General features: G+C 65.2%; 22 protein-coding genes and 2 tRNA genes. 13 read left to right on the top strand and 11 right to left on the bottom strand.

The features are described from left to right. Positions 1-423: 423 nt before the first annotated feature. Both ACP59X_RS07015 and ACP59X_RS07010 read left to right on the top strand, forming a co-directional pair. Entirely contained in the window at positions 424-708 is a 285-nt protein-coding gene (locus tag ACP59X_RS07015) for a hypothetical protein (RefSeq protein ID WP_428566901.1), read from the top strand. Further along, the gene (locus tag ACP59X_RS07010; RefSeq protein ID WP_428566898.1) at positions 701-1,807 is read left to right on the top strand and encodes a hypothetical protein; all 1,107 of its coding nucleotides are present in this window, start codon (positions 701-703) and stop codon (positions 1,805-1,807) included. Before ACP59X_RS07015 ends, ACP59X_RS07010 begins: the two co-directional genes overlap by 8 nt. Here the strand turns inward: ACP59X_RS07010 and ACP59X_RS07005 are convergent. Both ACP59X_RS07005 and ACP59X_RS07000 read right to left on the bottom strand, forming a co-directional pair. Continuing rightward, positions 1,804-2,505 carry an SIR2 family protein gene (locus ACP59X_RS07005; protein ID WP_428566895.1) on the bottom strand — a complete coding sequence of 234 codons (702 nt, stop codon included), beginning with the start codon at positions 2,503-2,505 and terminating at the stop codon, positions 1,804-1,806. The two genes, ACP59X_RS07010 and ACP59X_RS07005, sit on opposite strands and share 4 nt — an antisense overlap. A 634-nt stretch (positions 2,506-3,139) precedes the next feature. Continuing rightward, positions 3,140-3,216 (bottom strand) — tRNA-Arg (locus ACP59X_RS07000). Between the two features lie 408 nt (positions 3,217-3,624). Here ACP59X_RS07000 and ACP59X_RS06995 point away from each other — a divergent pair. From ACP59X_RS06995 to ACP59X_RS06945, 11 genes are all read left to right on the top strand, one after another. Next, entirely contained in the window at positions 3,625-5,091 is a 1,467-nt protein-coding gene (locus ACP59X_RS06995) for a DegQ family serine endoprotease (protein WP_428566892.1), read from the top strand. A 57-nt stretch (positions 5,092-5,148) separates the two neighbouring features. After that, entirely contained in the window at positions 5,149-6,039 is an 891-nt protein-coding gene (gene ispE, locus ACP59X_RS06990; RefSeq protein WP_428566889.1) for a 4-(cytidine 5'-diphospho)-2-C-methyl-D-erythritol kinase, read from the top strand. A gap of 56 nt (positions 6,040-6,095) precedes the next feature. Continuing rightward, a tRNA-Gln gene (locus ACP59X_RS06985) sits at positions 6,096-6,171 on the top strand. A gap of 77 nt (positions 6,172-6,248) precedes the next feature. Then, a complete protein-coding gene (locus tag ACP59X_RS06980; RefSeq protein ID WP_428566886.1) occupies positions 6,249-7,193 on the top strand; it encodes a ribose-phosphate diphosphokinase in 945 nt (314 codons plus the stop codon). Between the two features lie 63 nt (positions 7,194-7,256). Next, on the top strand, positions 7,257-7,847 hold the full coding sequence (locus tag ACP59X_RS06975) for a 50S ribosomal protein L25/general stress protein Ctc (protein ID WP_428566883.1): 591 nt from the start codon (positions 7,257-7,259) through the stop codon (positions 7,845-7,847). A 98-nt stretch (positions 7,848-7,945) separates the two neighbouring features. Continuing rightward, entirely contained in the window at positions 7,946-8,566 is a 621-nt protein-coding gene (pth, locus tag ACP59X_RS06970; protein ID WP_428566880.1) for an aminoacyl-tRNA hydrolase, read from the top strand. A 142-nt stretch (positions 8,567-8,708) separates the two neighbouring features. Next, positions 8,709-9,221, top strand: coding sequence for a CarD family transcriptional regulator (locus tag ACP59X_RS06965; RefSeq protein ID WP_428566875.1), 513 nt, complete (start codon positions 8,709-8,711; stop codon positions 9,219-9,221). 351 nt (positions 9,222-9,572) lie between these two features. Further along, entirely contained in the window at positions 9,573-10,820 is a 1,248-nt protein-coding gene (gene rho, locus ACP59X_RS06960) for a transcription termination factor Rho (protein ID WP_029460871.1), read from the top strand. Positions 10,821-11,093: 273 nt separating this feature from the next. Then, positions 11,094-11,555 carry a YaiI/YqxD family protein gene (locus ACP59X_RS06955; RefSeq protein ID WP_428566872.1) on the top strand — a complete coding sequence of 154 codons (462 nt, stop codon included), beginning with the start codon at positions 11,094-11,096 and terminating at the stop codon, positions 11,553-11,555. A 118-nt stretch (positions 11,556-11,673) separates the two neighbouring features. Further along, positions 11,674-13,143 (top strand): M48 family metalloprotease, encoded by a 1,470-nt coding sequence (locus ACP59X_RS06950; protein WP_428569820.1) that lies wholly within the window; start codon positions 11,674-11,676, stop codon positions 13,141-13,143. Then, positions 13,140-13,556 carry a PPC domain-containing DNA-binding protein gene (locus ACP59X_RS06945; RefSeq protein WP_428566869.1) on the top strand — a complete coding sequence of 139 codons (417 nt, stop codon included), beginning with the start codon at positions 13,140-13,142 and terminating at the stop codon, positions 13,554-13,556. Before ACP59X_RS06950 ends, ACP59X_RS06945 begins: the two co-directional genes overlap by 4 nt. 175 nt (positions 13,557-13,731) lie before the next feature. Here ACP59X_RS06945 and ACP59X_RS06940 read toward each other — a convergent pair whose 3' ends face one another. The 9 genes from ACP59X_RS06940 to ACP59X_RS06900 all read right to left on the bottom strand — a co-directional run bounded on the left by ACP59X_RS06940 (position 13,732) and on the right by ACP59X_RS06900 (position 24,188). After that, the gene (locus ACP59X_RS06940) at positions 13,732-14,673 is read right to left on the bottom strand and encodes an aminotransferase class IV (RefSeq protein ID WP_428566866.1); all 942 of its coding nucleotides are present in this window, start codon (positions 14,671-14,673) and stop codon (positions 13,732-13,734) included. Between the two features lie 92 nt (positions 14,674-14,765). After that, complete coding sequence (locus ACP59X_RS06935; protein WP_428566863.1) at positions 14,766-15,797, bottom strand: aspartate-semialdehyde dehydrogenase; 1,032 nt, start codon at positions 15,795-15,797, stop codon at positions 14,766-14,768. Positions 15,798-15,945: 148 nt separating this feature from the next. Continuing rightward, on the bottom strand, positions 15,946-16,818 hold the full coding sequence (gene metF / locus ACP59X_RS06930) for a methylenetetrahydrofolate reductase [NAD(P)H] (RefSeq protein WP_428566858.1): 873 nt from the start codon (positions 16,816-16,818) through the stop codon (positions 15,946-15,948). Between the two features lie 159 nt (positions 16,819-16,977). After that, positions 16,978-17,394: a (deoxy)nucleoside triphosphate pyrophosphohydrolase gene (locus ACP59X_RS06925; RefSeq protein WP_428566855.1), complete on the bottom strand. Its 417-nt coding sequence runs from the start codon at positions 17,392-17,394 to the stop codon at positions 16,978-16,980. Next, positions 17,391-19,382 carry an ABC-F family ATP-binding cassette domain-containing protein gene (locus ACP59X_RS06920; RefSeq protein WP_428566850.1) on the bottom strand — a complete coding sequence of 664 codons (1,992 nt, stop codon included), beginning with the start codon at positions 19,380-19,382 and terminating at the stop codon, positions 17,391-17,393. Before ACP59X_RS06920 ends, ACP59X_RS06925 begins: the two co-directional genes overlap by 4 nt. Positions 19,383-19,546: 164 nt before the next feature. Next, positions 19,547-20,623 (bottom strand): 3-isopropylmalate dehydrogenase, encoded by a 1,077-nt coding sequence (leuB, locus tag ACP59X_RS06915; RefSeq protein ID WP_428566847.1) that lies wholly within the window; start codon positions 20,621-20,623, stop codon positions 19,547-19,549. Between the two features lie 197 nt (positions 20,624-20,820). Next, positions 20,821-21,318, bottom strand: a complete 498-nt coding sequence (locus ACP59X_RS06910; protein ID WP_428566844.1) for a 3-isopropylmalate dehydratase small subunit — start codon at positions 21,316-21,318, stop codon at positions 20,821-20,823. 84 nt (positions 21,319-21,402) lie between these two features. Further along, positions 21,403-22,662, bottom strand: coding sequence for a 3-isopropylmalate dehydratase large subunit (gene leuC / locus ACP59X_RS06905; protein ID WP_428566841.1), 1,260 nt, complete (start codon positions 22,660-22,662; stop codon positions 21,403-21,405). Next, positions 22,647-24,188, bottom strand: coding sequence for a 2-isopropylmalate synthase (locus tag ACP59X_RS06900; protein ID WP_428566838.1), 1,542 nt, complete (start codon positions 24,186-24,188; stop codon positions 22,647-22,649). The genes leuC and ACP59X_RS06900 overlap by 16 nt, the downstream gene beginning before the upstream one ends. Positions 24,189-24,283 lie beyond the last annotated feature (95 nt).

Below are 24,283 nucleotides of genomic sequence, written 5' to 3'. Positions count from 1 at the left end.
ATCTCACAAAACAAATTTTCATTTTCGTACATTCTACAAAATGATTCCCGGCCCAGTACAAGTGTTTTAAATATCATCCTAACTTTTCCGCGGCAGTACCCATTGTGGCGGTGAGCAACGATTTCATCCTGCTTCAATTTTTTTCTTGCAATCCCTCGCTGCACCTATAAGACTATCTTCCGTGAGGCCGGCGGCCCCGCTACCGAGGGACCGCGCCCGCGAGATGGACCAAAAGTCGACCTAGCCAGCCTGGTGGCATAGCCTAGGCACCCGATGGAGGCATTGGGCCCTAGGTGAAAACGCATCCACAGCCGCTAGCCACCGACAATTCCCAGGCTCCGGTCACTGCGCTTTCTGCGTGGTGGCGGAGCTTTGTCTATTTGTTCCCCGCCGCGCATGAAGCCCAACCGGAAGGATTTTCAAATGGAAAACCCTACGTTGGACTGGGATGCCATTCTCCCCAAAGACTTGGGCTTGGTTTTCAGAAGTCGGTGGACGGAACTGTCGCTGCGGTACGGCTTGCCCTTCAGTCGGAAAACCATGCAGAACCTTGACTCGGAAGGACGTGGCCCCGCAGCTGTCATGGTCGCCGGCAAGGTCGCATACCCCAGAGCCGCCTTAGTCGCCTTTTTGAACAGCCTGCCCATCAAAAAGCTTCGCAAGCGCGGGAGCAAGAGGGACATGCGCGGGGGTATGAAAAATGAATAGTACATTTTTCATGTCCATCATTCGCGCGACAACGCCAAGCAGGTTATCAAAGCGATTCTATAGAGATGAAGATGGTGCGCTATTAAAAAGCCCTGGAGGCCAGTTGGTCGAGGGCATGTATATCCCGCACCAAATCAGCTGCCCGTCTTCCATGGTGGACCTTATTGGCACAATCAAATGCTCTGAAGCTCTTGCGTTCGGCAACGCTGGCAACGAGAAACAAGCCATTTACAGCCGCAACGCATCGCCAAGCTCCATGGCGCTGACCCGGACGGCAGACCGCTTCGATTGGCCTGATGGCCCCGGCATCTGGTTACTGGATAACGACCCTGATCCTCGCCCTGGCGCGAACCAGACAAACATGGACGGTTTTCGATTTGCCCTGTCGAGAGCCTGCCCGATATTCGCCGAAACCCCAGCGGTCTTCGCGCACAGCAGTTCATCGTTTATCTTCGACTCGAAGACAGACAGGTGCTTGAAAGGCGAAGGCGGGCACCATGGATATGTCTTTGTCCAAGATGCCCGAGATATCCCCAGGGCCGGGAAGGCACTCGTTGATCGGCTATGGTTGGCTGGACATGGTTATTGTCTTGTCAGCAAGAGCGGACAGATACTTGAGCGGTGCCTCATAGATTCGTCTGTCTGGCAACCGCACCGGCTTTGCTTCTCCGCTGGGGCCGCTTGCGCAGAAGGATTGATACAGCGCCGCCCTACCCCCCTGGTCGTTAATGACGATACTCCGGCCCTGGACACCCGAGTCGCTTTGCCAGACTTGACCAACGAGGAAAGAACCCGGCTTGCAGAGCTTAAAGTCCGAGCCAGGGCTGCCGTTGCCAATGAGGCTGCCGAAGTCCGTCGGCAGTGGACCGAGAGCAATATCCATCGCATTTTAACCGCTCAAGGGAAGTCCGCCAATTCCCACCCTGAGGAAGCGGAAAAAATACGCGAATCCTACCTCGCAGCATCTACCCATGGCGACCTCTATGGCCCGTTCGAGTTGCAGGCTGAGGATGGCAAACTGGCAACCGTGGATATGATCCTTTCGGACCTGGATGCGTGGCACGGGCGTCGCTTTCACGATCCACTGGAAAAAGATTAGCTGCTTGTCTCCTCCTCGGAAGGCACCATGCCCACCAGCCACGGGCGCTTTCCCTCTTCCGAGATAGGGCTGAACTCATGAAGCCAGTCCAAGGTGAAATCTCTGGTCGGGAACCCGAGCAGGAGCACGCGCGTCTCGGCGAACAACGCTTCGAAGTACGGTGCCTGATCGTCTTTCCGGTCACGAAACGCAGTAAAGGGAAGTATCAGGCTTTCTTCCGCCTTCACGCTCCCCAGGGGGTAGACGATGCGCGGCGCGTTCTCACGTAACGCCTCCAGTGCCTGCTCACGCTCGGCGGAGAGCGGGAGTAAAGAGGTCTTATGCTCGCAACTGGCCGCAAGCACGCCGTCGAAGTTCATGTTCACGAGCGAGGCAAAGGGCAGGAGTTGCGCAAGTGTGTAGAGGGGGCCAGAGACTATCGGCCGACCGTACTCGCTCTGCATTTTTTGAAAAAAAGACCCGCCTTTCTTGGCGAGTACGTTGATGCAGCCTTGGGCCAGGCGGTCGAAGGCGCCTTGCTCGCACCATCCTTCGAGCTGCTTGCCTAAAGATTTACTGCGATCCCCTTGGCTAAGAATATCCCAGAGAAACTCGACGAGGGGTTGAAAGCCATTGCCCGAGGAAAACATGGGGCCGAGCACGACGGAAACGCGCTCGTGCTTGAAGGCATGGATGATCCGCTCGATAGCGTCGTCCATGCTCATGCGCTGAGGCGAGGGATCAGGAAGGCTCATTTATTCCCCTAGTTAATGAGAGATACCCATTTTCGTACCGGCCTGATAAATATAAGTAATTCACTAGCCATGGACTCGTCAATCACTGAGCCGCGAGAAATGGATTAGCAACAATGTCAGGGTGATGAAGCGCCGGACCTACAGCTTTTGCGACCATGAGTTCTTCGAACTCCAAAAACTGGGTATTCATGAGACGAAGTCCACCCTCGCTGGATAAGCCCGGAAGAATACTGAATAGCCGCGAAAGGGCACAACCCTGCCCCCTCGGGTCCGAAATTATCACTGGCATACTCGATGTACGCGCGGAGATATTCTCCACGTCGGCCGCCTTTCCGATGTGTGAGGTTGAAAAATCTTGTTTGCCTTGGTTGTGACAAAGTCAGGAGATGAAGACCGGGGTCACCAAAAAAAGCTGCCGTGCTTCGACGACCTCACCCTACCTTCACCGAGGTGGCCGATGCATCCTGGCTGCCGCTTTGACGCTAGATATTTAAGCCTCGCCTGACTCCTGCCTTTTAGAAAGTGGGGAGAGAATGGGGAGAGGATTTTACAAAAAGCAAAAGGGGCTGGACCCCATCAGTCCAACCCCTTGAAATCTTGGTGCTCCCGGCGCGATTCGAACGCACGGCCTATCGCTTAGGAGGCGATCGCTCTATCCTACTGAGCTACGGGAGCACGGGTTCGTATGAAACGATGTTCATACTTCTTTTATAGTTACGGGCGTTTCTCATTTCCCTGAGAAAACAACCACCTCATTTTTAAGAGGATTTTTCGAAACCCAATCCTGTCGGTCGGCGCGCCACCACGAAAAGCCTCGATTGACGCGCCACAAACAATCTTTACTATTTGCCCATCCGAACCTTGTCAAGAAAATGGCAGGACGGAGGCGGCAACCACAAGCCGCGCCTCGCGGGCAAGGTGCCACCAAGACGTCGTGGTCAGGCACCGCGTTTACACCCGAGGCCAATCGCGTATACAGGCACTATCGTCGAAACCTCCAAACCGCCGGCCCACCCGGCAACACCGACGACGCCCGACCGGCTCCCCACAAACGAGCCGCCGGCCCCAACGCAGGAGATCATCATGCAAAAACGCTTCCTCGCCCCACTGACCGCCACCCTCATGGTCCTGGCCTGGACTTCCCTGGCCGCTGCCCGCATTCCCCTGCCGGACATCACCGAACTCGTCGACAAGGACGGCCCCGCCGTCGTCAACATCTCCACCACCAAGACCGCCAAGGCCCAGGAAGGCATGCGCGACCTCTTCGAGCAGTTCCACAACCGCCGCGGCGGCCCCATGGACGACTTCTTCGACCAGTTCGAAAAATTCTTCGGCCCCCAAGGCAAAGGCGGCGGCAAGCCCCATAAGCAGCGCTCCATGGGCTCGGGCTTCGTCATCTCCGCCGATGGCTACATCGTCACCAACAACCACGTCATCGACAACGCCGACGAGGTCAAGGTCCAGTTCAAGAACAACGAAAAGCCGCTGGCCGCCAAGATCGTCGGCCGCGACCCGGAAACCGACCTGGCCCTGCTGAAGATCGACGGCAAGTCCAACCTGCCCTTCCTGGAACTCGGCGACTCCGGCAAGATCAAGGTCGGCGAATGGGTGCTGGCCATCGGCAACCCCTTCGGCCTGGAAAACACCGTCACCCTGGGCATCGTCAGCGCCAAGGGCCGCATCATCGGCGCCGGCCCCTTCGACAACTTCATCCAGACCGATGCCTCCATCAACCCCGGCAACTCCGGCGGCCCGCTGATTGACCTCGAAGGCAAGGTCGTGGGCATCAATACCGCCATCGTGGCCTCGGGCCAGGGCATCGGCTTCGCCATCCCCTCCAACATGGCCAGGGACGTCATCGCCCAACTGCGCGAAGGCAAGTCTGTCAAGCGCGGCTGGATCGGCGTCACCATCCAGGACATCGACGAGAACACCGCCAAGGCGCTCGGCATGGACAACACCAAGGGCGCGCTGGTCACCTCCGTCCTCGACGGCCAGCCCGCGGCCAAGGCCGGCATCAAGACCGGCGACGTCATCACCAGCGTGGCCGGCGACAAGGTCGAGAACACCAACGAACTGCTGCGCCGCATCGCTGGGCTCAAACCCGGCCAGTCCACGGAAATGACCCTGGTGCGCAAGGGCGCGCCGGTCACCGTCTCCGTGACCCTCGGCGAACGTGACGCCAAAAAGCTCGCCCAGCAGGGCGGCATGAACGAGGAAGGCGACGAGAACGCCGCCCCGGCCGAATCCCAGGGCAAGAGCATCGGGCTGACCCTGCGCGCCGTCACCGCCAAGGAGGCCAAGGCCCTCGGCATGGACAAGGCCCGCGGTGTCCTGGTAACGGAAGTGGAAGACGGCTCCGAGGCCGAACAGGCCGACGTGCGGCCCGGCGACGTCGTGCTCGAGGTCAACCAGCGGGCGGTCAACAGCCCCGAGGACTTCAAGAAGGTGGTGGCCGAGGACGGCAAGGACAAGGGCGTGGTGATGCTGCAGATCAAGCGCCAGCGCCAGACCGTCTTCCGCACCGTGCCGCTTGGCGATTCGAAATAATCCGATCCCCGGCCGGCGATGCCCCGCGCGTCGCCGGCCGGGCCGTAAAGGCGCGCCATGGGCCTGTTGCCGCTTTGCGTCGAGGAAACCGTCCTGCCCGTTCCCTGCAAGGTCAACTTGCACCTTGCCGTGGGGCCGCGCCGCGCCGATGGCTACCACGACATCGAAACGCTGTTTTTCCCCCTGCCCGAGCCGGCCGACGTCTTTTCCGTGCGTCGCTTCGACGGCCCGGGCGCCCTCGATTTCATGTGCTCCGACCCGGACCTGGAAACCGACGACAACCTGGTGGCCCGGGCCTACCGCGCCTTTGCCGCGGCCACGGGCTTCGCCCCGCGCCTGGAGGTGATGCTCAAAAAGCGCATCCCCTACGGCGCGGGCCTTGGCGGCGGCTCGGCCGACGCGGCCGCCATGCTCGGCTACCTCAACGAACGGGCCGGCGACGTGACCCTCGATGACGACGACCTGGCCCGCCTGGCCCTTCGGCTGGGCGCCGACGTACCCTTTTTCCTGCTCGGCCGGCCGGCCCTGGCCACGGGCGTGGGCGAGTGCCTCGCGCCCTGCGACCCGGGGCTTTCCGGCTGGCATGTCGTCGTGGTCTGCCCCGCCTGCCGGGTCAACACGGCCTGGGCCTACGCCGCCCTGGACACGGCCCGAACTTTCCCCGTCAAACCCGGGGCTCGGTGCTTGACAAGCGCATTTGACGCCAATAAAAGGTCCTTTTGCGTGACCGGAGCGCCCTTGCGAAACGACTTCGAACCGGTCGTTTTCGCCGCCCATCCCGAAATCGGGCGGGCCAAGGAGCGCCTGCTGGCTTTCGGGGCGGCGGGCGCGTTGCTTTCCGGAACGGGTTCTGCGGTATTCGGGCTGTTCCGCACGCGCCACGCGGCCGTTGTGGCCGTGGCGCAGTTGTCGGGCAACGGGCCGCGCGTATTTCTCGCCTCGCTGTAGGCCGGGCAGGCCCGGCCGGGCGGGCGCGAGGTGCCGCCTTCGGGCGGATCGGCTGCTGGGGTGTCGCCAAGTTGGTAAGGCACGGGGTTTTGGTCCCCGCATTCGTGGGTTCGAGTCCTACCGCCCCAGCCATTTTTCCGAAATTCCCGTCCGCTACGGCGGACTCGCCGTCCGGCGCGACCGGCGGCCAACGACTTCCGAGGGCCGTCATGGCGCAAGGCGATTTGAAAATCCTCACCGGTACGTCCAACCCCGTCCTGGCCGCGGCCATCTGCGACCACCTGGGCTGCACGCTGCTTCCGGCCAAGGTCGGCACCTTCAGCGACGGCGAGATCCGCGTCGAGATCGGGGCCAACGTCCGCGGCTCCGACATCTTCGTGGTCCAGTCCACCTCCTATCCGGTCAATTTCAACCTGATGGAGCTGAGCCTGATGCTGGACGCCTTAAAGCGCGCCAGCGCCCAGCGCGTCACGGCCGTGGTCCCCTACTACGGCTACGCCCGCCAGGACCGCAAGGTCGCCCCCCGGGCCCCCATTTCCGCCAAGCTCGTGGCCGATTTCCTGACCGTTGCCGGCATGAACCGCCTGCTGACCATCGACCTCCACGCCGGCCAGATCCAGGGCTTTTTCAACCTGCCCGTGGACAACCTCTTTTCCGCCCCGATCATGGCCGAGTATTTCAAGGAATTCCAGGGCCAGAACCTGTGCGTGGTCTCGCCCGACGCCGGCGGCGTGGAGCGGGCCCGGGCCTTTGCCAAACGCCTGGGCGCCACGCTCGCCATCATCGACAAGCGCCGCGACGCCCCCAACCAGGCCCAGGCCATGCACGTCATCGGCGACGTCAAGGACAAGCTGTGCGTGGTCCTCGACGACATGATCGACACCGCCGGCACCATCTGCCAGGCCGGCACCGTGCTGCTGGAAAACGGCGCCCGCGAGGTCATGGCCGCCGCCACCCACCCGGTCCTGTCCGGCCCGGCCATCGAGCGCCTGGAAGCCTCGCCCTTTTCCCAGATCGTGACCACCAACACGATCCCCTTAAACGACAAAGCCAAGGCCTGCTCGAAGATCAAGATCCTGTCCATCGCCGGGCTTTTGGCCAAGGCCATCCACAACATCCACACCGAGTCCTCGGTGAGCGTGCTTTTCACGTAAGCCGTCACGCCTCGCCTGACCGGAAATCATGGTTCGCCCCCGGGCGCAAAGGAGATACACGCTATGAAAGAGATGCAATCCCTGGCCGTTACGACCCGCACCGGGCTCGGCAAGGGGGCCAACAGAAAGCTGCGCGCCAAGGACATGGTCCCGGGCATCTACTACGACGCCGCCGGCACCAACATTCCGGTCATGGTCGAGCACCTGCCCCTGCAGAAGCTCTTCGCCAAGACCTCCTCCGCCCACGTCTTCCACCTCAACATCGATGGCGAGGCCAGCCAAGGAAACAAGCCGGCCCTGGTCTGGAAGCTCGAATACCACCCGACCAAGTCGCGCATCACCCACGTGGACTTCTACGGCGTGGACCTGGAAAAGCCCATCCGCGTCCACATCCCGGTGGAAGTGGTCGGCAAGGCCAAGGGGCAAGTCAAGGGCGGCGCCCTGGACCTGCACCGCGAGTCCATCGAGGTGTCCTCCCTGCCCCTGTCCATCCCGGACAAGGTGGTCATCGACATCACCAACCTCGACATCAACGAGAGCGTGCAGGTGGCCGACCTGGTCCTGCCCGAGGGCGTGACCGCCGTCTACGACGACAACTTCGCCATCCTGGCCATCATCCTGCCCGAGGCCGAGACCGCCGAGACGCCCGCCTAGGGCGCGGACCGGCCCTTTTCGCGACCATGTGCGGCGGGGCGCGGACGACGCGCCCCGCCGCTTTTTCCGTGGCGTCAACCCGAAAGGCGACAATCCCCATGGCCGTACGCGCCCTCATCGCCGGGCTGGGCAACCCTGGCCCGCGCTACGCGACAACCCGCCACAACTTCGGCTTCCTGGCCGTGGACGCGCTCATCGAGCGGGCCCGGGAACTGGGCGGCGCGCCCAAGGCCGCGCTGACCGGACGAAAGGACCTGGAGGCGGCCACCATCTCCCTGCCGGTGCTGCCCGGCGGGGCCTTTGCCCAGTTCGTGTGCGTCAAGCCGCTGACCTTCATGAACGTAAGCGGCCGGGCCGTCCGGGCGGTCATGGATTTCTACGACCTGACGCCGGCCGACGTCCTGGTCATCCACGACGAACTCGATTTGCCCCTGGGCCGCATGCGGGCCAAGCGCGGCGGCGGCAACGCCGGCCACAACGGCCTCAAGTCCCTGACCCAGGACCTGGGCAGCCCGGATTTCGCCCGGCTGCGCCTGGGCATCGGCCGGCCCGAACCCGGCCGCGACGTGGCCGGCTACGTGCTCGAACCCTTCCGGGGCGAGGAGATGGCCGTGGTGCGCAAGGTCGTGCCGGCGGCCGTGGACCTGGTCCTGACCTACTTCGAGGACGGCCTGGACGTGGCCATGCGCAAGGCCGGCGGCTTCGACGCCACGGCCTGACCCCGCCGTTTCCGCCCTTCCCGGCCCTCCCGCGCCGGCCAACCGCCGGAAGGCGTGGACACAGGGCGCCAAGTGCGCTAGTTTGGCTCGTAGATGACAGTCGCGCTCTTGCGGCAGGTGTGTTTCCGGCAAGGAGTCGACCGTGTTTTCCGAGGACCAACTCGTCGTATATCCGGCCCAGGGTGTGGGCAGGGTCGAACGCATAGAGACCCAGGTCATCGGCGGTGCCTCGGCCGACTTTTTCATCGTGCGCATTTTAAGCAACAATGTCACGCTGATGGTGCCGGTCAAAAACGCCGCCAATGTGGGCCTGCGCCCCCTGTGCACGGCCGAGCGCGGCCGGGAAATCATCGAGTCCCTGAAAGACCGCTCCGACTTCACCGGCTACACCGGCCAGAACTGGAACCGCCGCTACCGCGAATATTCCGAGAAGCTCAAAAGCGGCGACCTGGCCGACGTGGCCTACGTGCTCAAGGAACTGCTGCTTATTGGCCAGAACAAGGAACTGTCCTTCGGCGAGCGCCGGCTCCTGGAACAGGCCACCAGCCTGCTCACCCTGGAGCTGGCCCTGGCCCTTGGCCAGGAGCAGCAGGACATCAAGGACGTCATAGGCGAGATCTTCGCCGACGTCCTGGCCCCCAAGGTCGAGGAATGACCGGCCGCCGGCCGCCCCCTCCGGGCCGACGCGGGCTTGACAGTCCCCGGAAAAAGTATATGGATCGTTCCAGGCCGTAACCGGTCTGTCCCCCACTACCTTAGGTCCCCGTAACAAAGCGAGTATACGCCGTTCCCTCCGAGAGCGGCCATACTGAATCCACGCTGCATCGGGTTTTATCTTGCACACCAATACTGCGCTATTCGGCGCCGGGCTATTCCTGTGAGCAACGCACCCAAACGCCGCGGACGTCCACCCCAGTCCCCACCCCCGCCAGTGCTTTCCGATCCCATCGAAAGCGACGACATCCTGCAACCTTCCACCATCAAACCGGGCATCATGGAGACCTCCATGAACCTCTCCGAGCTCAAGCTCAAGAGCATGCCCGAACTGATGGACCTGGCCGTCCAGTATAACGTCGAAAACCCCAACGGCATGCGCAAGCAGGAGCTCATCTTCGCCCTGCTGCAAAGCTGCGCCTCGCAAAACGGCGCCATCTTCGGCGAGGGCGTGCTGGAGATCCTGCCCGACGGTTTCGGCTTTCTGCGCTCGCCCATGTACAGCTACATGCCGGGCCCGGACGACATCTACGTTTCGCCCTCCCAGATCCGCCGCTTCGGCCTGCGCAAGGGCGACGTGGTCTCGGGCCAGATTCGGCCGCCCAAGGAAGGCGAGCGCTATTTCGCCCTGCTGCGCGTGGGCGAGATCGGCTTCGCCCCGCCCGAGGCCTCGCGCAACCTGGTGCTTTTCGACAACCTGACGCCGCTGTACCCGGACAAGCGCTACGTCATGGAAAACGGCGCCGAAAACTACTCCTCCCGGGTCATCGACCTCCTCACCCCCATCGGTCACGGCCAGCGCGGCATCATCGTCGCCCCGCCCCGCACCGGCAAGACCATGCTGCTGCAGACCATCGCCAACTCGATTAACGCCAACCGGCCCGACGTCTTCCTCATCGTCCTGCTCATCGACGAGCGGCCCGAGGAAGTCACGGACATGGAGCGCACGGTCAAGGCCGAGGTGGTTTCCTCCACCTTCGACGAGCCGCCCCAGCGCCACGTGCAGGTGGCCGAGATGGTCATCGAGAAGGCCAAGCGGCTGGTCGAGCGCAAGATCGACGTGGTCATCCTGCTCGACAGCATCACCCGCCTGGGCCGGGCCTACAACGCCGTGACCCCGTCTTCCGGGCGCGTGCTCTCCGGCGGCCTGGACGCCAACGCCCTGCAGCGGCCCAAGCGCTTTTTCGGCGCCGCCCGCAACATCGAGGGCGGCGGCTCGCTGACCATCATCGCCACGGCCCTCATCGACACCGGTTCCCGCATGGACGAAGTCATTTTCGAGGAGTTCAAGGGCACCGGCAACATGGAAATCTACCTGGACCGCCACCTGGCCGAAAAGCGCGTCTTCCCGGCCATCGACATCAACCGGTCCGGCACCCGCAAGGAAGAGCTGCTGCTCGAAACCGACGTGCTCAACCGCGTCTGGATCCTGCGCAAGCTTCTTGCCCCCATGAGCCCCATCGATTCCATGGAATTCCTCCTGGACAAGATGCGCGGCACCAAGACCAACCGCGAGTTCCTCGACCTCATGAACCGCTAGCCCGGTCGGCCCCCGCGCCCACGGCCCGGCCCGGCCGCCCTTGTCACGGCCCCCGGCGGCGACCGCCCCGCGCGCTCGCCGCCGGGGGGCCGTGGCCGCGATCGGGGCCGTGGCCGCGTACCGGGCCTTGCCCGCACACCGGGCCGTGGCTACACATCGGGCTGTGCCCGCACACGGAGCCGTGCCCGCACCCGGAGCCGTGCCCGCACCCGGAGCCGTGCCCGCACTCGTGGACCGGGCGCCGCCTGCCCGGCCGGCCGCCGAGGATCGCCCATGCACATCTACGCCGACGCCGACGCCCTGCCCAACCCCATCAAGGAAATCCTGTTCCGCGCCGCCGTGCGCCTTGGCCTGCGGCTGACCCTGGTGGCCAACAAGGCCCTGGCCGTGCCGCCCTCGCCCCTGATCGACGCCGTGCGGGTGGCCCGCGGCTTCGACGTGGCGGACGCGGCCATCGTGGAGCGCGTCGCGCCCGGCGACCTGGTGATCACGGCCGACATCCCCCTGGCCGCCCAGGTCATCGCCAAGGGCGCCCAGGCCCTCAACCCCCGGGGCGAACACTACACCGAGGACAACATCCAGGGCCGGCTGGCCATGCGCAACCTCCTCGACGAACTGCGCGGCGCGGGCGTGGTCACCGGCGGCCCGCCGCCCCTTTCCAACCGCGACCGCGAGGCTTTCGCCAACGCCCTCGACATCCTCCTGACCCGGCTGCGGCGCGAAGCCGCCAGTTGACCGACGGGCCGGGCGCCCCGCATACCGCTTCTGTCCGCCACATGGACGCTCCATTACAAGCGGCGAAAGGACCTCCCCCTCCCTTTTCTTCCCAAACGGTTCGGCGTATACTTTGAAAATGTTTGCCAACCGCTTCCGCTCCCCCCGAGGCTTCGTCCGACGGACGGCGGCGGCGCTCGCCGCCTGCGTCTTTTTCCTCACCGCCGTGCTGGCCACGCCCGTGGCCCAGGCCGGCTTTTTCTCCTTCGACCTCAAGGACGAACGCGAACTCGGCGAGAAGTTCAACGCGCTCATCCGGGCGCGCATGCCGCTGATCGAGGACACGGAAATAAACGACTACGTCACGGGCGTGGTGGACAAGCTGGTACGGGCCATGCCGCCCCAGCCGTTCCCCTTCAACGTGGCCATCGTCAACAACAACGCCGTCAACGCCTTCGCCGGCCCGGCCGGCTACGTCTTCGTCTTCACGGGGCTCATGCTCCACATGGAGCACGAATCCGAGATGGCCGGCGTTTTGGCCCACGAACTGGCCCACGTCAGCCAACGCCACATCGCCAAGCGCATGGGCGAGATCCAGGCCCTGTCCATCGGACAGCTCGTCGGCGTGTTGGCCGGTGTGGTGCTGGGCCAGACCACCGGCAACCGCGACCTCGGCGCCGCCCTGGCCATCGGCTCCCAGGCGGCCACGGCGCAGGCCTACCTCAAGTACTCCCGCGACGACGAACGCGAGGCCGACCAGGTGGGCATGAACTACCTGGTCAAAGCCGGCTACCCGCCCCGGGGCCTGGTCGAGGCCTTCGAGACCATGCGCAAACTCAAGTGGATGCAGGGCGCCGGGGACATCCCCACCTACCTGTCCACCCACCCCGGCCTGGAGGAGCGCATGAGCTACCTCAAGGACCGGGTGGGCAAGCTGCCTGCCGACATCCAGAACAGAAAGGACAACGACGCCGCCTTCAAGCGGGCGCAGATGCTGGTGCGGGCCCGCTACACCGACCCGAAAAACGCCGTGTCCTATTTCCAGAAGATCGGCGACAAGGCCACCTGCCTGGACAAGCTGGGCCTGGCCATCGCCCTGTCGCGCTCCCTGGAGGACGTGGGCAAGGCCAAACCGGCCTTCGAGGCGGCGCTGGCCTGCGGCGGCAACGATCCGCTGGTGCTGCGCGAATCCGGGCGCTTCTACCTCAAAATCCGCGACTTCGCCCGGGCCAAGTCCCTGCTCGAGGCGGCGCTTCGGGCCAATCCCAACGACATCGACTCCAATTACGAATACGGCCGGATGCTGGCCCAGGAAGGCAACTACAAGGCGGCCGTGGCCTACCTGGAGCAGGTCAAGCTGCGCGTGCCGGAAAACTCCGAAATTCGCGCCACCTACGGCCAGGTCCTCGGCCAGGCCGGCGACGTCTTTCACGCCTACCTGAACCTGACCTATGCCGCCATCTACGACAACAACCCCCGCCAGGTGAAATTCCAACTGGAAAAGGCCAAGGCCGCCGCCAAGTCCGACGCCGACCGGCGCGAACTGGCCAGGCTCGAGGAGACCCTCAAAAAGCGCGCCGAATTCTGGAAGAAAGGGAGCTTCGAATGAACGACTCGCTGCTCGTGCGCCTGCCCCAGGGCGAGGACCTGCTTGCCGCCCTGGTCGGCGTCTGCCTGGAGCACAACGTCACCAAGGGCCAGGTCAGCCTGATCGGGGCCCTGTCCCGGGCCGTCCTCGGCTACTACCCCCAGGACACCCGGGAGTACGTCACCAGGACCCTGGCGGAGGGCACGGAAATCCTCTCGGGCCTGGGCAACGTCTCCTTAAAGGACGGCCAGCCCTGCGTCCACCTGCACCTGACGCTGCTGACCCGCGATTTCACCGTCACCGGCGGCCACGCCCTGCCCGGCTGCGTCCTTTTTGCCGGCGAGGCCTGCATCACCCCCATCGAGGGTCCCCGCCTGCACCGCAGCCACGACCCGGCCACCGGCCTGCCCCTGTGGGACTTGACCGGCATGTAGCCGCCCCCCCCGACGCCAAAGGGCCGGCGCTCCCCCGGGAACGCCGGCCCTTTTATAACACGGACTGTCGTAACATCAGCCTCCCCGGCCCCTATCCCCCCCTTTCGGGAGGTCCAGGAGGGGCAGTGCCCCTCCTGGCCGCCGGAGGCATCTTCCTCTTGCTTATCCTCTTCTTTTATATCGCCACCCCCGTGGCCGCGATGTCGGCCACGAGGCGTTCCTTGATCCGGCGCGAGACCGGGCCGGGTTTGCCGTCGCCGACCGGGGCGCCGTTGTAGCGCACGATGCTCAGGCAATCGTTGGTGGTGCCGAGGATCATCATCTCCCTGCCCTCGGCGATGGCCTCCTCGCGCACCGGGGCGAAGACCACCTCGATGTCGTCCCCGAGCAGCTCCACGGCCCGCATGAGCGTGGTGCCGCGCAGGGCATTGTTGAGCTCCGGCACGATGAAGCGGCCCCGCCCGTCCACCAGGCAGATGTTCTCCGTGGCCCCCTCGGCCAGGAAGCCCTTGTCGTCGTAGCAGACCGGATAGTCCTCGCCGCGCTCGGTGGCCTCGCGGCGCATGAGGACGTTGGGCAGGTAGTCGATGGACTTGATGCGGGCCAGGTAGTTCTGCTTGGCCGGGATGGACGTGCGAAAGGCGGTCACGCCCCGCTCGAAAGCCGCCGCCGGCCGGGGATGGAACCGGTAGGCCACGATGGTCAGGCTCGGGGTCGGGCATTCGGCCGGGTCGATGCCGAAGCCGCCCGGGCCGCGCCCGACGATGACCCGCACCATGCCCGTGTCCGTGCCGCCGGCCCGGCAGACGGCCAGGGTCAGCCGCGCCACCTCGTCCCAGGGACAGGGCGGGGAAAGGTAGATGGCCTCGGCCGAGCGGGCCATGCGCTCGAAATGGGCCGCCACCTGGTAAAGCCGGCCGGCCACGAACTTGAGGCTCTCGAAGACGCCGTCGCCCCGGTGGACCAGGTGGTCGTCCAGGGGGATGAGCAGAAGCCGCGGGTCCGTGCCGATCAGGCCCAGGCGGTGCTCGTAGTAGGCCAATACGTTTTCGCCGCCGGGGCGCGGGGCGGCCAGGAGCCGGGCGATGTAGGCCGCGGCGTCGACGATCTCGGGCATGGGGGAACTCCTTCCAAAAACAGTGGGGGAAACGTCCTTGCCTAGGACGCCTCCCCCATTCACGATTTTTCCGGTCGGGTCAAACGGGCGGTCTAGGCCGGCACGCCCACCTTGTCGCGGGCGATCAAGAGCTCGGCGATCTGCACGGCGTTTAGGGCCGCGCCCTTGCGGATGTTGTCGGACACGATCCACAGGTTGAGCCCGTTGTCGATGGTATTGTCCTCGCGGATGCGACCCACGAACACGTCGTCCTCGCCGGCGGCGTGGATGGGCATGGGATAGATCTTCTCGGACGGGTTGTCGTAGACGGTCACGCCCGGCGCCTGGGACAGGATCACCCGGGCGTCCTTGGCCGTGAGCTTTTTCTCCGTCTCGATGTTGACCGATTCGCTGTGGCCGTAAAAAACCGGCACCCGCACGGTGGTGGCCGTCACCTTGATCGAATCGTCGCCCATGATCTTGTTCGTTTCCTTGATCATCTTGATCTCTTCGAAGGTGTAGTCACCGTCGGTGAACACGTCGATCTGGGGCAGGCAGTTGAACGCGATCTGGTAGGGGTAGACCGCCGCCTCGGGGTCCTGCATGTTGAACAGCTGGCGCACCTGCTTTTCCAGCTCGGCGATGGCCTTCTGGCCGGTGCCGGAGACGGCCTGGTAGGTGGACACGATCACGCGCTTGATCGTGGCCGCGTCATGCAGGGGCTTGAGCGCCACCACCATCTGGATGGTCGAGCAGTTGGGATTGGCGATGATGCCCTTGTGCCAGTCCACGTCGTCGGGATTGACCTCGGGCACCACCAGCGGCACCTCGGGGTCCATGCGCCAGGCGCTGGAGTTGTCGATGACCACGCAACCGGATTGGACGGCAAAGGGCGCGAATTTTTTCGAGGTGGCGCCGCCGGCGGAGAAGAGCGCGATGTCCACGCCCTCGAAGGATTTCTCGGTCATCTCCTCGACGGTGAGCTCGCCCCCGGCGAAGGGCACGGTGGTGCCCGCCGAGCGCGACGAGGCCAAGGCCTTGACGGTCACGGCCGGAAAGGCGCGCTGTTCCAGAGTCTTGAGCATCTCCCGTCCCACGGCTCCCGTGGCCCCGGCCACGGCCACAACCCATTCGCCCCTGCCCATACGATCCTCCAATGTGGTTAAGACGCCTCCGGCGGCCAGGAGGGGGACTCACCCCCTCCTGGACCTCCCGTAAGGGAAAGTCACGGAAACCCTCGTGTATGCGAATCCCTTCGGAAAAGCCAGCTATTTATCGAATGAAATTATCATATTACAGATCGAGCGCGGCGATGATGGACATGACCGCCTCGGCCTTGTTGAGCGTGTAGAGGTGCACGCCGGGCGCGCCCCGGGCGAGGAGGTCCTTGGCCTGGCGCGTGGCCTGGGCGATGCCGACCTTGGCCACGGCCGCCGGGCCGCCGGCCGCGTCCGCCGCTTCCAACTCGGCCAGAAAGGCCGGGGGCAGGCTCGCCCCGCAAAGCCCCACCAGGCGCTTGATGCTGGCCAGGCTCATGACCGGCAGCACGCCCGGCACGATGGGCGCGGTGATGCCGGCCGCCCGGGCCTTGTCCACAAAGGCGAAATAACAGTCGTTGTCGAAAAAAAGCTGCGTGACCACCACCTCGCCGCCGAGCGCCACCTTGCGGCACAGGTAGTCCAGGTCGGCCCCGGGCGAAACCGCTTCGGGGTGGCATTCCGGATAGCCGGCCACGGCCACGCCGAGCGCCGGGAATTCCTGGCGGATGAAGGCCACCAGGTCGGTGGCGTGCTGGAAATCGTCGGAGTCGGGAACGAAATGTTCCTGCCCCCGGGGCGGGTCGCCGCGCAGGGCCAGGACGTTGTCCACGCCGGCCTCGCGCAGGCCCTGCAGGAAGCCGCGAATCTTCTCCCTGCTCGCCCCGACGCAGGTCAGATGGGCCATGGGCTCCAGGCCGTAGGCGGTTTTCAGGCGCGAGACGATCTCCAGGGTGTGGGCATGGGTGCTGCCGCCGGCCCCGTAGGTCACGGACACGAAAAGCGGCCGCACGGCCTTAAGCCGCTCCACGACCGCGAAAAACCCCTCCCAGGCCGTCCGCTCCTTGGGCGGGAAAAACTCCAGCGAAACGAACGGCCGCCGGGCCTCGATCAGCTCCCTGATACGCACGCGGTCTCCTTGGCAGAGGTGGCGGGGAGGGATGAAGACCGGGGGGAAAACCCCTTTTTGGAAAAAGGGGTTTTCCCCCCGGCCCCCCCTTTCCCCAAAAACTTTCAAAGGGGGAATACGGTCCCTCGACAGGAAGCGGCATACGCCGCCGACAGGGCGCTACTGCACGACGCCGTCGCCGGAAACGGCGAGCTGGGCCACGATCTCCCGGTCCGCTTCCAGAAACGGCTTGGCGACCCCTTCCGCCGGGGTCAGCCACTCCATCTCCTGGCCTTCGCGAGGCAACGGCTCGCCCTCGAAGGCCCGGATGTGAAAGAAATGCAGATGCACGGAAATATGGTCGTAGGCATGCTCTTTTTCCCGGAAAAAGGCAATTGCCGTGGGCAGTATGTCCAATTCTTCACGCAGTTCCCGCACCAGGGCGGCCCGGACGGACTCGTTGGGCTCCACCTTGCCGCCCGGGAACTCATACTGCCCGGCCATGGGCTTGCCTTCGGGGCGTTTGACGCCCAGGTACTTTCCGTCCCGCCAGATGATGGCGGCGACCACATGCACGATCTTCGGCGAACACTTCATGATGCTTCCAGTAAGGCGGCCCGGCGGGCCTCCAGGTCGGCGATTTCCTCTTCCAGCACCGCCATGTGGGCAAGCAACTCCTCGGCCTCGTGGCCAAGGGCGCCGTATTCCTTGCCGAGCGTGGAAAACAGCTCCTTTTGAGCGTAGGTGTCCGGCTCGGCCATGACGGCCTCCACTTCGGACTGGCGGGCCAGCAGCGCTTCGAGCTTGGCCTCCAGCTTTTCAAAGGCTTCGCGTTTGGGTTTGATGTCGCGGTAGAGTGCGTTGCGCTGTTCGGCCAGCCGGCGCTTGCGATCCTTGTCTTCCTGGCGCGAGAGCTTGGGTGCGCCCGAGGCCCCCTCTTCCGGGCGGCCGGCCTCGGCCTCCCGGGCGGCCTGGACGGCCTGGGCCGCCTCGTAGGCGGCGAAACCCTCGTCGTGGACGGTGATGCCGTCCTCGCCCACGGCCCAGACCTCGCCGGCGGCTTCGCGCAGCAGGTACCGGTCGTGGGCGACCATCAGGATGGTGCCGCTGTAGTCCGACAGCGCCCGCACCAGGGCCTCGCGGCTTTCCAGGTCCAGGTGGTTGGTGGGCTCGTCCAGGACCAGGAAATTGGCCCGGGCCGAAAACAGCCCGGCCAGCACCAGGCGCGACTTCTCGCCGCCGGAGAGCTCCGACACCCGGCGCTCCCAGTATTCCTCGCCCAGAAGAAACAGGCCCAGGATGGAGCAGACTTCCAGGTGCGTGGCCTTGGGCCCGGCCATGCGCTTCATCTCGGACATGACCAGGGCCTCGGACTGGAGGATTTCCGTCTGGTGCTGGCTGAAATAGCCGAGCTTGACCCCGGTGCCGAGCAGCAGCCGGCCCGAGGCGGGCCTCAGCGAGCCGACCACGAGCTTTAAAAGCGTGGTCTTGCCCGCGCCGTTGTGCCCGACCAGGGCGACCTTCTGGCCGCGAAAGAGCTGGAAGGTCAGGGGCGGCCACAGGGGCTTGCGGTCTGGATAGACGTAGGTCAGGTCGGCGGCGGCGGCCACGGTCTTGTCCGAGCGCTCGGGCTCGGGTAGCGAAAAATGGAGCGTTTTGGGCCGCACGTCGGGCCGCTCGCTTTTGAGCGCCGCCATCTCCTTTTCGAGCTTGTCCACGTTTTTGAGCTTGCTCTGGGCCTGGCGGGCCTTGGTGGCCTTGTAGCGGAAGCGGTCGGCAAAGGCGTTGTGCTGCTTGATCTTGTTGTCGATGGCCGCGGCTTGGCGCTCCCACTGCTTTTCCATCTCCTCGCGCCAGGCGAGGAATTGCGTGAACGAGCCGGGCCGCCAGATGGGTTTGACGTCGCCCATGAACAGGGTGTGGGTGGCCACGCGGTCGAGAAAGACGCGGTCGTGGGCGACGAACACCAGCACCCCGGCGAAATTGCACAGAAACGATTCGAGCCAGGCCACGGCGTCGAGGTCCAGGTGGTTGGTGGGCTCGTCGAGAAGCAGCACGTCGGCCCCGGCCGTGAGCACCCGGGCCAGTTTGGCCCGCTCCCGCCAGCCGCCGGACAGGGCAGCGATGGGCGCCCCCTGGTGCTTGTCCTCGAACCCGAGCCCCGAAAGGATGGTCTTGGCCCGGTGCTCGGGGTTGTAGCCGAGCGCATGCTCCAGGCTGGCCTGCTCGTGGGCCAGGGCCTCCATGGCCGCCTTGTCGCCCGCGGCCACGGCCGCGTCGTAGCGGGCCCAGAACTCCTTCCACGACGGCAGCGCGGCCATGACCCAGGCGAGCAGCGTCATGCCCAGGTCGGCCTCGTCCATGTCCTGGGCGACATAGCCCAGGCGGGCGCCGGTGGAGAGCGTCACCTTGCCGCCGTCGGGTTCGGACACGCCGGCAACGAGTTTGAGCAGTGTCGATTTGCCCGCGCCGTTCTGGCCGACCACGGCCAGGCGCGTGCCGCCGGGAATCTCCAGGGAGAAATCCTTGAAGAGATCGCGGCCGCCATAGGACTTGGAGAGATTTTGCAGACTGACTTTGGCCATAACTTCCATGGGCGCGGCGCGGCGGCCGCCGAAGGGCATACCTGCCGGGCATCACCCGGCGGGGCCTCCATACGCAAAAAAGGCCCGGAAAACCAGTCCCCACGGCCGGCAAATACCGGCCGTCGGTACCGGCCCCTTCCGGGCCCCATGATATCAAAGGGTTGTTACCCCAACCGGGCCACGACCAGCTCGCCCATGGCCTTGCAGCCGACCAGGGTCTTACCCGGCTCCATGATGTCGCCGGTGCGGTAGCCCTCGGCCAGGACCGTGGCGCAGGCCGCCTCGATGGCCTCGGCCGCCTTGGTTTCATTAAACGAATGCTTGAGCATCATGGCCAGGGACAGGATGGTGGCCAGAGGATTGGCCTTGTCCTGGCCGGCGATGTCCGGGGCCGAGCCGTGGATGGGCTCGTACAGGCCCGGGTTGGCCGCGCCGAGCGACGCCGAGGGCAGCATGCCGATGGAGCCGGTGATCACGGCCGCCTCGTCGGAGAGGATGTCGCCGAAGAGGTTTTCGGTCACGATGACGTCGAACTGGGACGGGTCGCGCACGAGTTGCATGGCGGCGTTGTCCACGTACATGTGGGACAGCTCCACGTCGGGGTAGTCCTTGGCCACTTCCAGGACGACTGCCCGCCACAGGCGCGAGACGTCCAGCACGTTGGCCTTGTCCACGGAACACAGCTTGCCCCGGCGCTTGCGGGCCGTCTCGAAGCCGACCTTGGCGATGCGGGCCACTTCGTGCTCGGCATAGACCATGGTGTTGAAGCCCACCTTCTCGCCGCCGCGCTCCTCGATGCCGCGCGGCTCGCCGAAGTAGGCGCCGCCGGTGAGTTCCCGCACGACCATGACGTCGAGGCCCTTGCCGACGATGTCCGGGCGCAGGCAGCAGGCGGCGGCAAGCTCGGGAAAGAGCCTGGCCGGGCGCAGGTTGGCGAAAAGCCCCAAGGCCTTGCGGATGCCGAGCAGGCCCTTTTCCGGGCGGATGGCCGGATCGATGGTGTCCCATTTGGGGCCGCCGACCGCGCCCAAAAGCACGGCATCGGCCGCCCGGCAGGCGGCGACGGTCGCCTCGGGCAGGGGGCCACCCGTGGCGTCGATGGCCGCGCCGCCAATGAGCGCCTCGGTAAAGGCGAACTCCAGGCCGTACTTGCCGCCGACCGTCTCCAGCACCTTCATGGCCTCGGCCACGATCTCCGGCCCAATGCCGTCACCCGGCATCACACAGATAGTATAACGCATATGCGCCTCCGGCGGCCAGGGGCGTTGCCCCTGGACCCCACCGGGGGGGATCATCCCCCCCGGACCCCCTGGAAAGGGGGGGTAAGGGTAAAGTTGGTTGTGCAATGCCCATCAGCATCCAATCCCCCTTGAGGGGTGGTCCAGGAGGGGCCACTGGCCCCTCCTGGCCGCCGGAGGCATTCTCTTCCTCATTTTAACTAAACGCGCGCGGCCAGGCGGTCCTTGACGTAGGGGATGAGGCCGCCGGCGTCGAGGATGCCTTTCATGAAGGGCGGCACGGGCTTGCACTGGATTTTCTGGCCGGTGGTCCGGTTTTCGATCAGGCCGGTGTCGGCGTCGACGGTCAGTTCGTCACCGTCGCTGATCTTGCTCACGTCGTCGCCGATCTCCAGCAGCACCAGGCCCATGTTGAAGCCGTTGCGGTAGAAGATGCGGGCGAAGCTGTGGGCGATGACCACGGGGATGCCGGCGCCAAGGAGGGCCACCGGGGCGTGCTCGCGCGAGGAGCCGCAGCCGAAGTTCTCGCCGGCGACCATGATGTCGCCCTTTTTCACCCGCTTGATCCAGCCGGGCTCCAGGCCCTCCATGCAGTTGGCCCCGAGTTCGGCCACGTCGGTGGTGACCAGGAACCGGGCCGGAATGATGGCGTCCGTATCGATATGCGCTCCGACCTTGTGCGCTTTTCCTTGAAACATATCCGTTCTCCTCTCGCTCTATTTAAACCCCATCGGGGGGGTCCGGGGGGCATCATGCCCCCCGGCCGCCGGAGGCATCTTCATTCAGACCTTCGCCGGGTCGATGATCTCGCCGGCGATGGCCGCGGCGGCGGCGGCCGCGGGGCCGGAGAGGTAGACTTCGCTCTCCAGGCTGCCCATGCGGCCCTTGAAATTGCGGTTGGTGGTGGCGATGGCCCGCTCGCCGCCGGCCAGGATGCCCATGTGGCCGCCCAGGCACGGCCCGCAGGTGGCCGGGCCGACGATGCAGCCGCTGTCCATGAAGGTCTCGATCAGGCCTTCGGACAGGGCCTGGCGCCAGATGGAAGGTGTCGCCGGCAGGACGATGCAGCGCACGTCCTTGTGGACCTTTTTGCCCTTGAGCACGGCGGCGGCCTGGCGCAGGTCCTCGATGCGGCCGTTGGTGCACGAGCCGATGACGGCCTGGTCCACGCGCAGGCCGGCCACGGCGGACACGGGCCTCACGTTGTCCGGCAGATGCGGGCAGGCGATCTGCGGTTCCATGCCCGTGGCGTCGATGGTCACGACGCGCTCGTAGGAGGCGCCGGGATCGGCGCTAAGCGCCACGTCGCCGGTACGGCCGTGGGCGGCGGCGTATTCCAGGGCCTTGGCGTCGGCCGGGAAGAGCCCCACCTTGCCGCCGGCCTCGATGGCCATGTTGGACATGGTCATGCGGCCCTCGATGGAGAGTTCCGAGGCGAGCGGGCCGGTGAATTCCAGGGCCTTATAGAGCGCTCCGGAAACGCCGATGCTGCCAATGAGCGCAAGCATGAGGTCCTTGCCGCCGACGTATTGCCCGAGCGTGCCGGTCAGCACGACCTGGATGGTGGGCGGCACCTTGAACCAGGTCTCGCCCAGGGCCATGCCGCCGGCGATGTCCGTGGAGCCCATGCCCGTGGCGAAGGCGCCAAGGCCCCCGTAGGTGCAGGTGTGGGAGTCGGCGCCGATGACCACGTCGCCGGGGCCGACCAGGCCCAATTCCGGCAGCAGGGCATGCTCGACGCCGACGTTGCCGCCCTCGTAGTAATGGGTGATGCCCATCTCCTTGGCGAACTCGCGGCAGACCTTGACCTGCTCGGCCGAGGCAATGTCCTTGTTGGGCGTGAAATGGTCGGCCACGATGGCCACCTTGTCCTTGTCGAAGACGGCGGTGGCGCCCATCTTCTTGAAGGACTTGATGGCCAGCGGCGCGGTGATGTCGTTGGCCAAAACCAGGGACAACCGGCAGCGCACGATCTGGCCCGGTCCGGTGACCTGTTCGTCGCTGTGGGCCTGCAGCAGTTTCTCGGCTAAAGTTGCGGGCATATCCGGTCTCCCTCCTTTTTGGCCAACCGGTTGAGTGCGTTGATGAAAGCGAGCGTGCTCGCCATGATGACATCGTCGTGGACGCCGCGGCCGACGGCCGTCGCCTCGCCGTCGCGCACCCGCACGGTCACCTCGCCCTGGGCGTCGGTGCCGCCGGTGATGGCGTTGATGTGGAACTCCTCCAGTTCGGGCTTGCGGCCGACGGCGGCGCACACGGCATTGAAGGAGGCGTCGACGGGGCCGGAACCGGACGAATACTGGCGGACTTCCTGGTCCTCGACCTGCATCTGGACCACGGCCGAGGGGGCAAGCTCCACGTTGCCGCAGTGCACGGAGAGGAATTTGAGGGCGTAATGGTCGGGCCGGCGCAACACCTTTTCCAGGATCAGGGCCTCGATGTCCTCGTCGAGGATGCGCTGCTTGCGGTCGGCCAGGTCCTTGACGGCGTCGAAGACGACCTTGAGCTCGTCGTCGGTGAGCTTGTAGTTGAGTTCCCTCACCTTGGCATCCAGGGCATGGCGGCCGGAGTGTTTGCCAAGCACCACCACCGCGCCCTTGCGGCCGATGTGCTCGGCGGTCATGATCTCGTAGGTGCGGCGGTCTTTCAGCACGCCGTGCTGGTGGATGCCGGACTCGTGGGCAAAGGCGTTGCGGCCGATGATGGGGGCATAGGGCGGGATGGGCTGGCCGATGATGCCGGACAGGCGCCGGCAGGACGGGAAGAGCTCCTCGGTGACGATGCCCGTGGTCAGATTATAGTAGTTGGGCCGGGTATTGAGGCCCATGACCACCTGCTCCAGGGAGGCGTTGCCGGCCCGCTCGCCGATGCCGGACAGCGTCACCTCGGCCTGGCGGGCGCCGGCATGGAGCGCGGCCAGGGTGTTGGCCACGGCCAGGCCCAGGTCGTTGTGGCAGTGGACGGCGAAAGTGACCTTGTCCGCGCCGTTGACGTTTTCGAGCAGATGGCGGATGAGGTCGGCGAATTCGGCCGGCTGGGCGTAGCCCACGGTGTCGGGAATGTTGACGATGGTGGCGCCCGCGGCGATCACGCGGTTGCAGACTTCGACCAGGAAGTCGCGGTCGGAGCGCGAGGCGTCCTCGGCCGAGAACTGGACCTCGACGCCCTTGGACACGGCGTGGCGCACGGCCGCCTCGGCCATCTCCAGCACCTGCGCCGGGGTCTTGCCGAGCTTGTGCTCCATGTGCAGGGCCGAGGTGGCCAAAAAGGTGTGGATGCGCTTGCGCTTGGCGCCCTTGATGGCATCAAAGCCCCGGTCGATGTCCGAGGGCAGGGCCCGGCACAGGGCGGCGATCACCGGCTTTTCCACGGCAGCGGCAATGGCGGCCACGGCCTCGAAATCACCGACGCTGGCCGCCGGAAAGCCGGCCTCGATCACGTCCACGCCGAGCGTTTCGAGCTGGCGGGCCATGCGGACTTTTTCCTCGCGGGTCATGGTCGCCCCGGGCGACTGTTCGCCGTCGCGGAGCGTGGTGTCAAAAATGTAGACCCTGTTGGCAGCAGACATGGGAATCTCCTTGCGATGTCCCGCGCCGGGCGCGGGATGCGGCGGGACGCGGCGCGCACCAGCGCTTGCTGGTTAGCCGAGGCCCCGAACGATGA

Origin of the sequence: Solidesulfovibrio sp. DCME (genome assembly GCF_049995385.1) — a bacterium.
Classification (GTDB): domain Bacteria; phylum Desulfobacterota; class Desulfovibrionia; order Desulfovibrionales; family Desulfovibrionaceae; genus Solidesulfovibrio.
The sequence above is the reverse complement of the archived record's forward strand: the minus strand, read 5'-3'. Positions and strand labels throughout refer to the sequence as shown.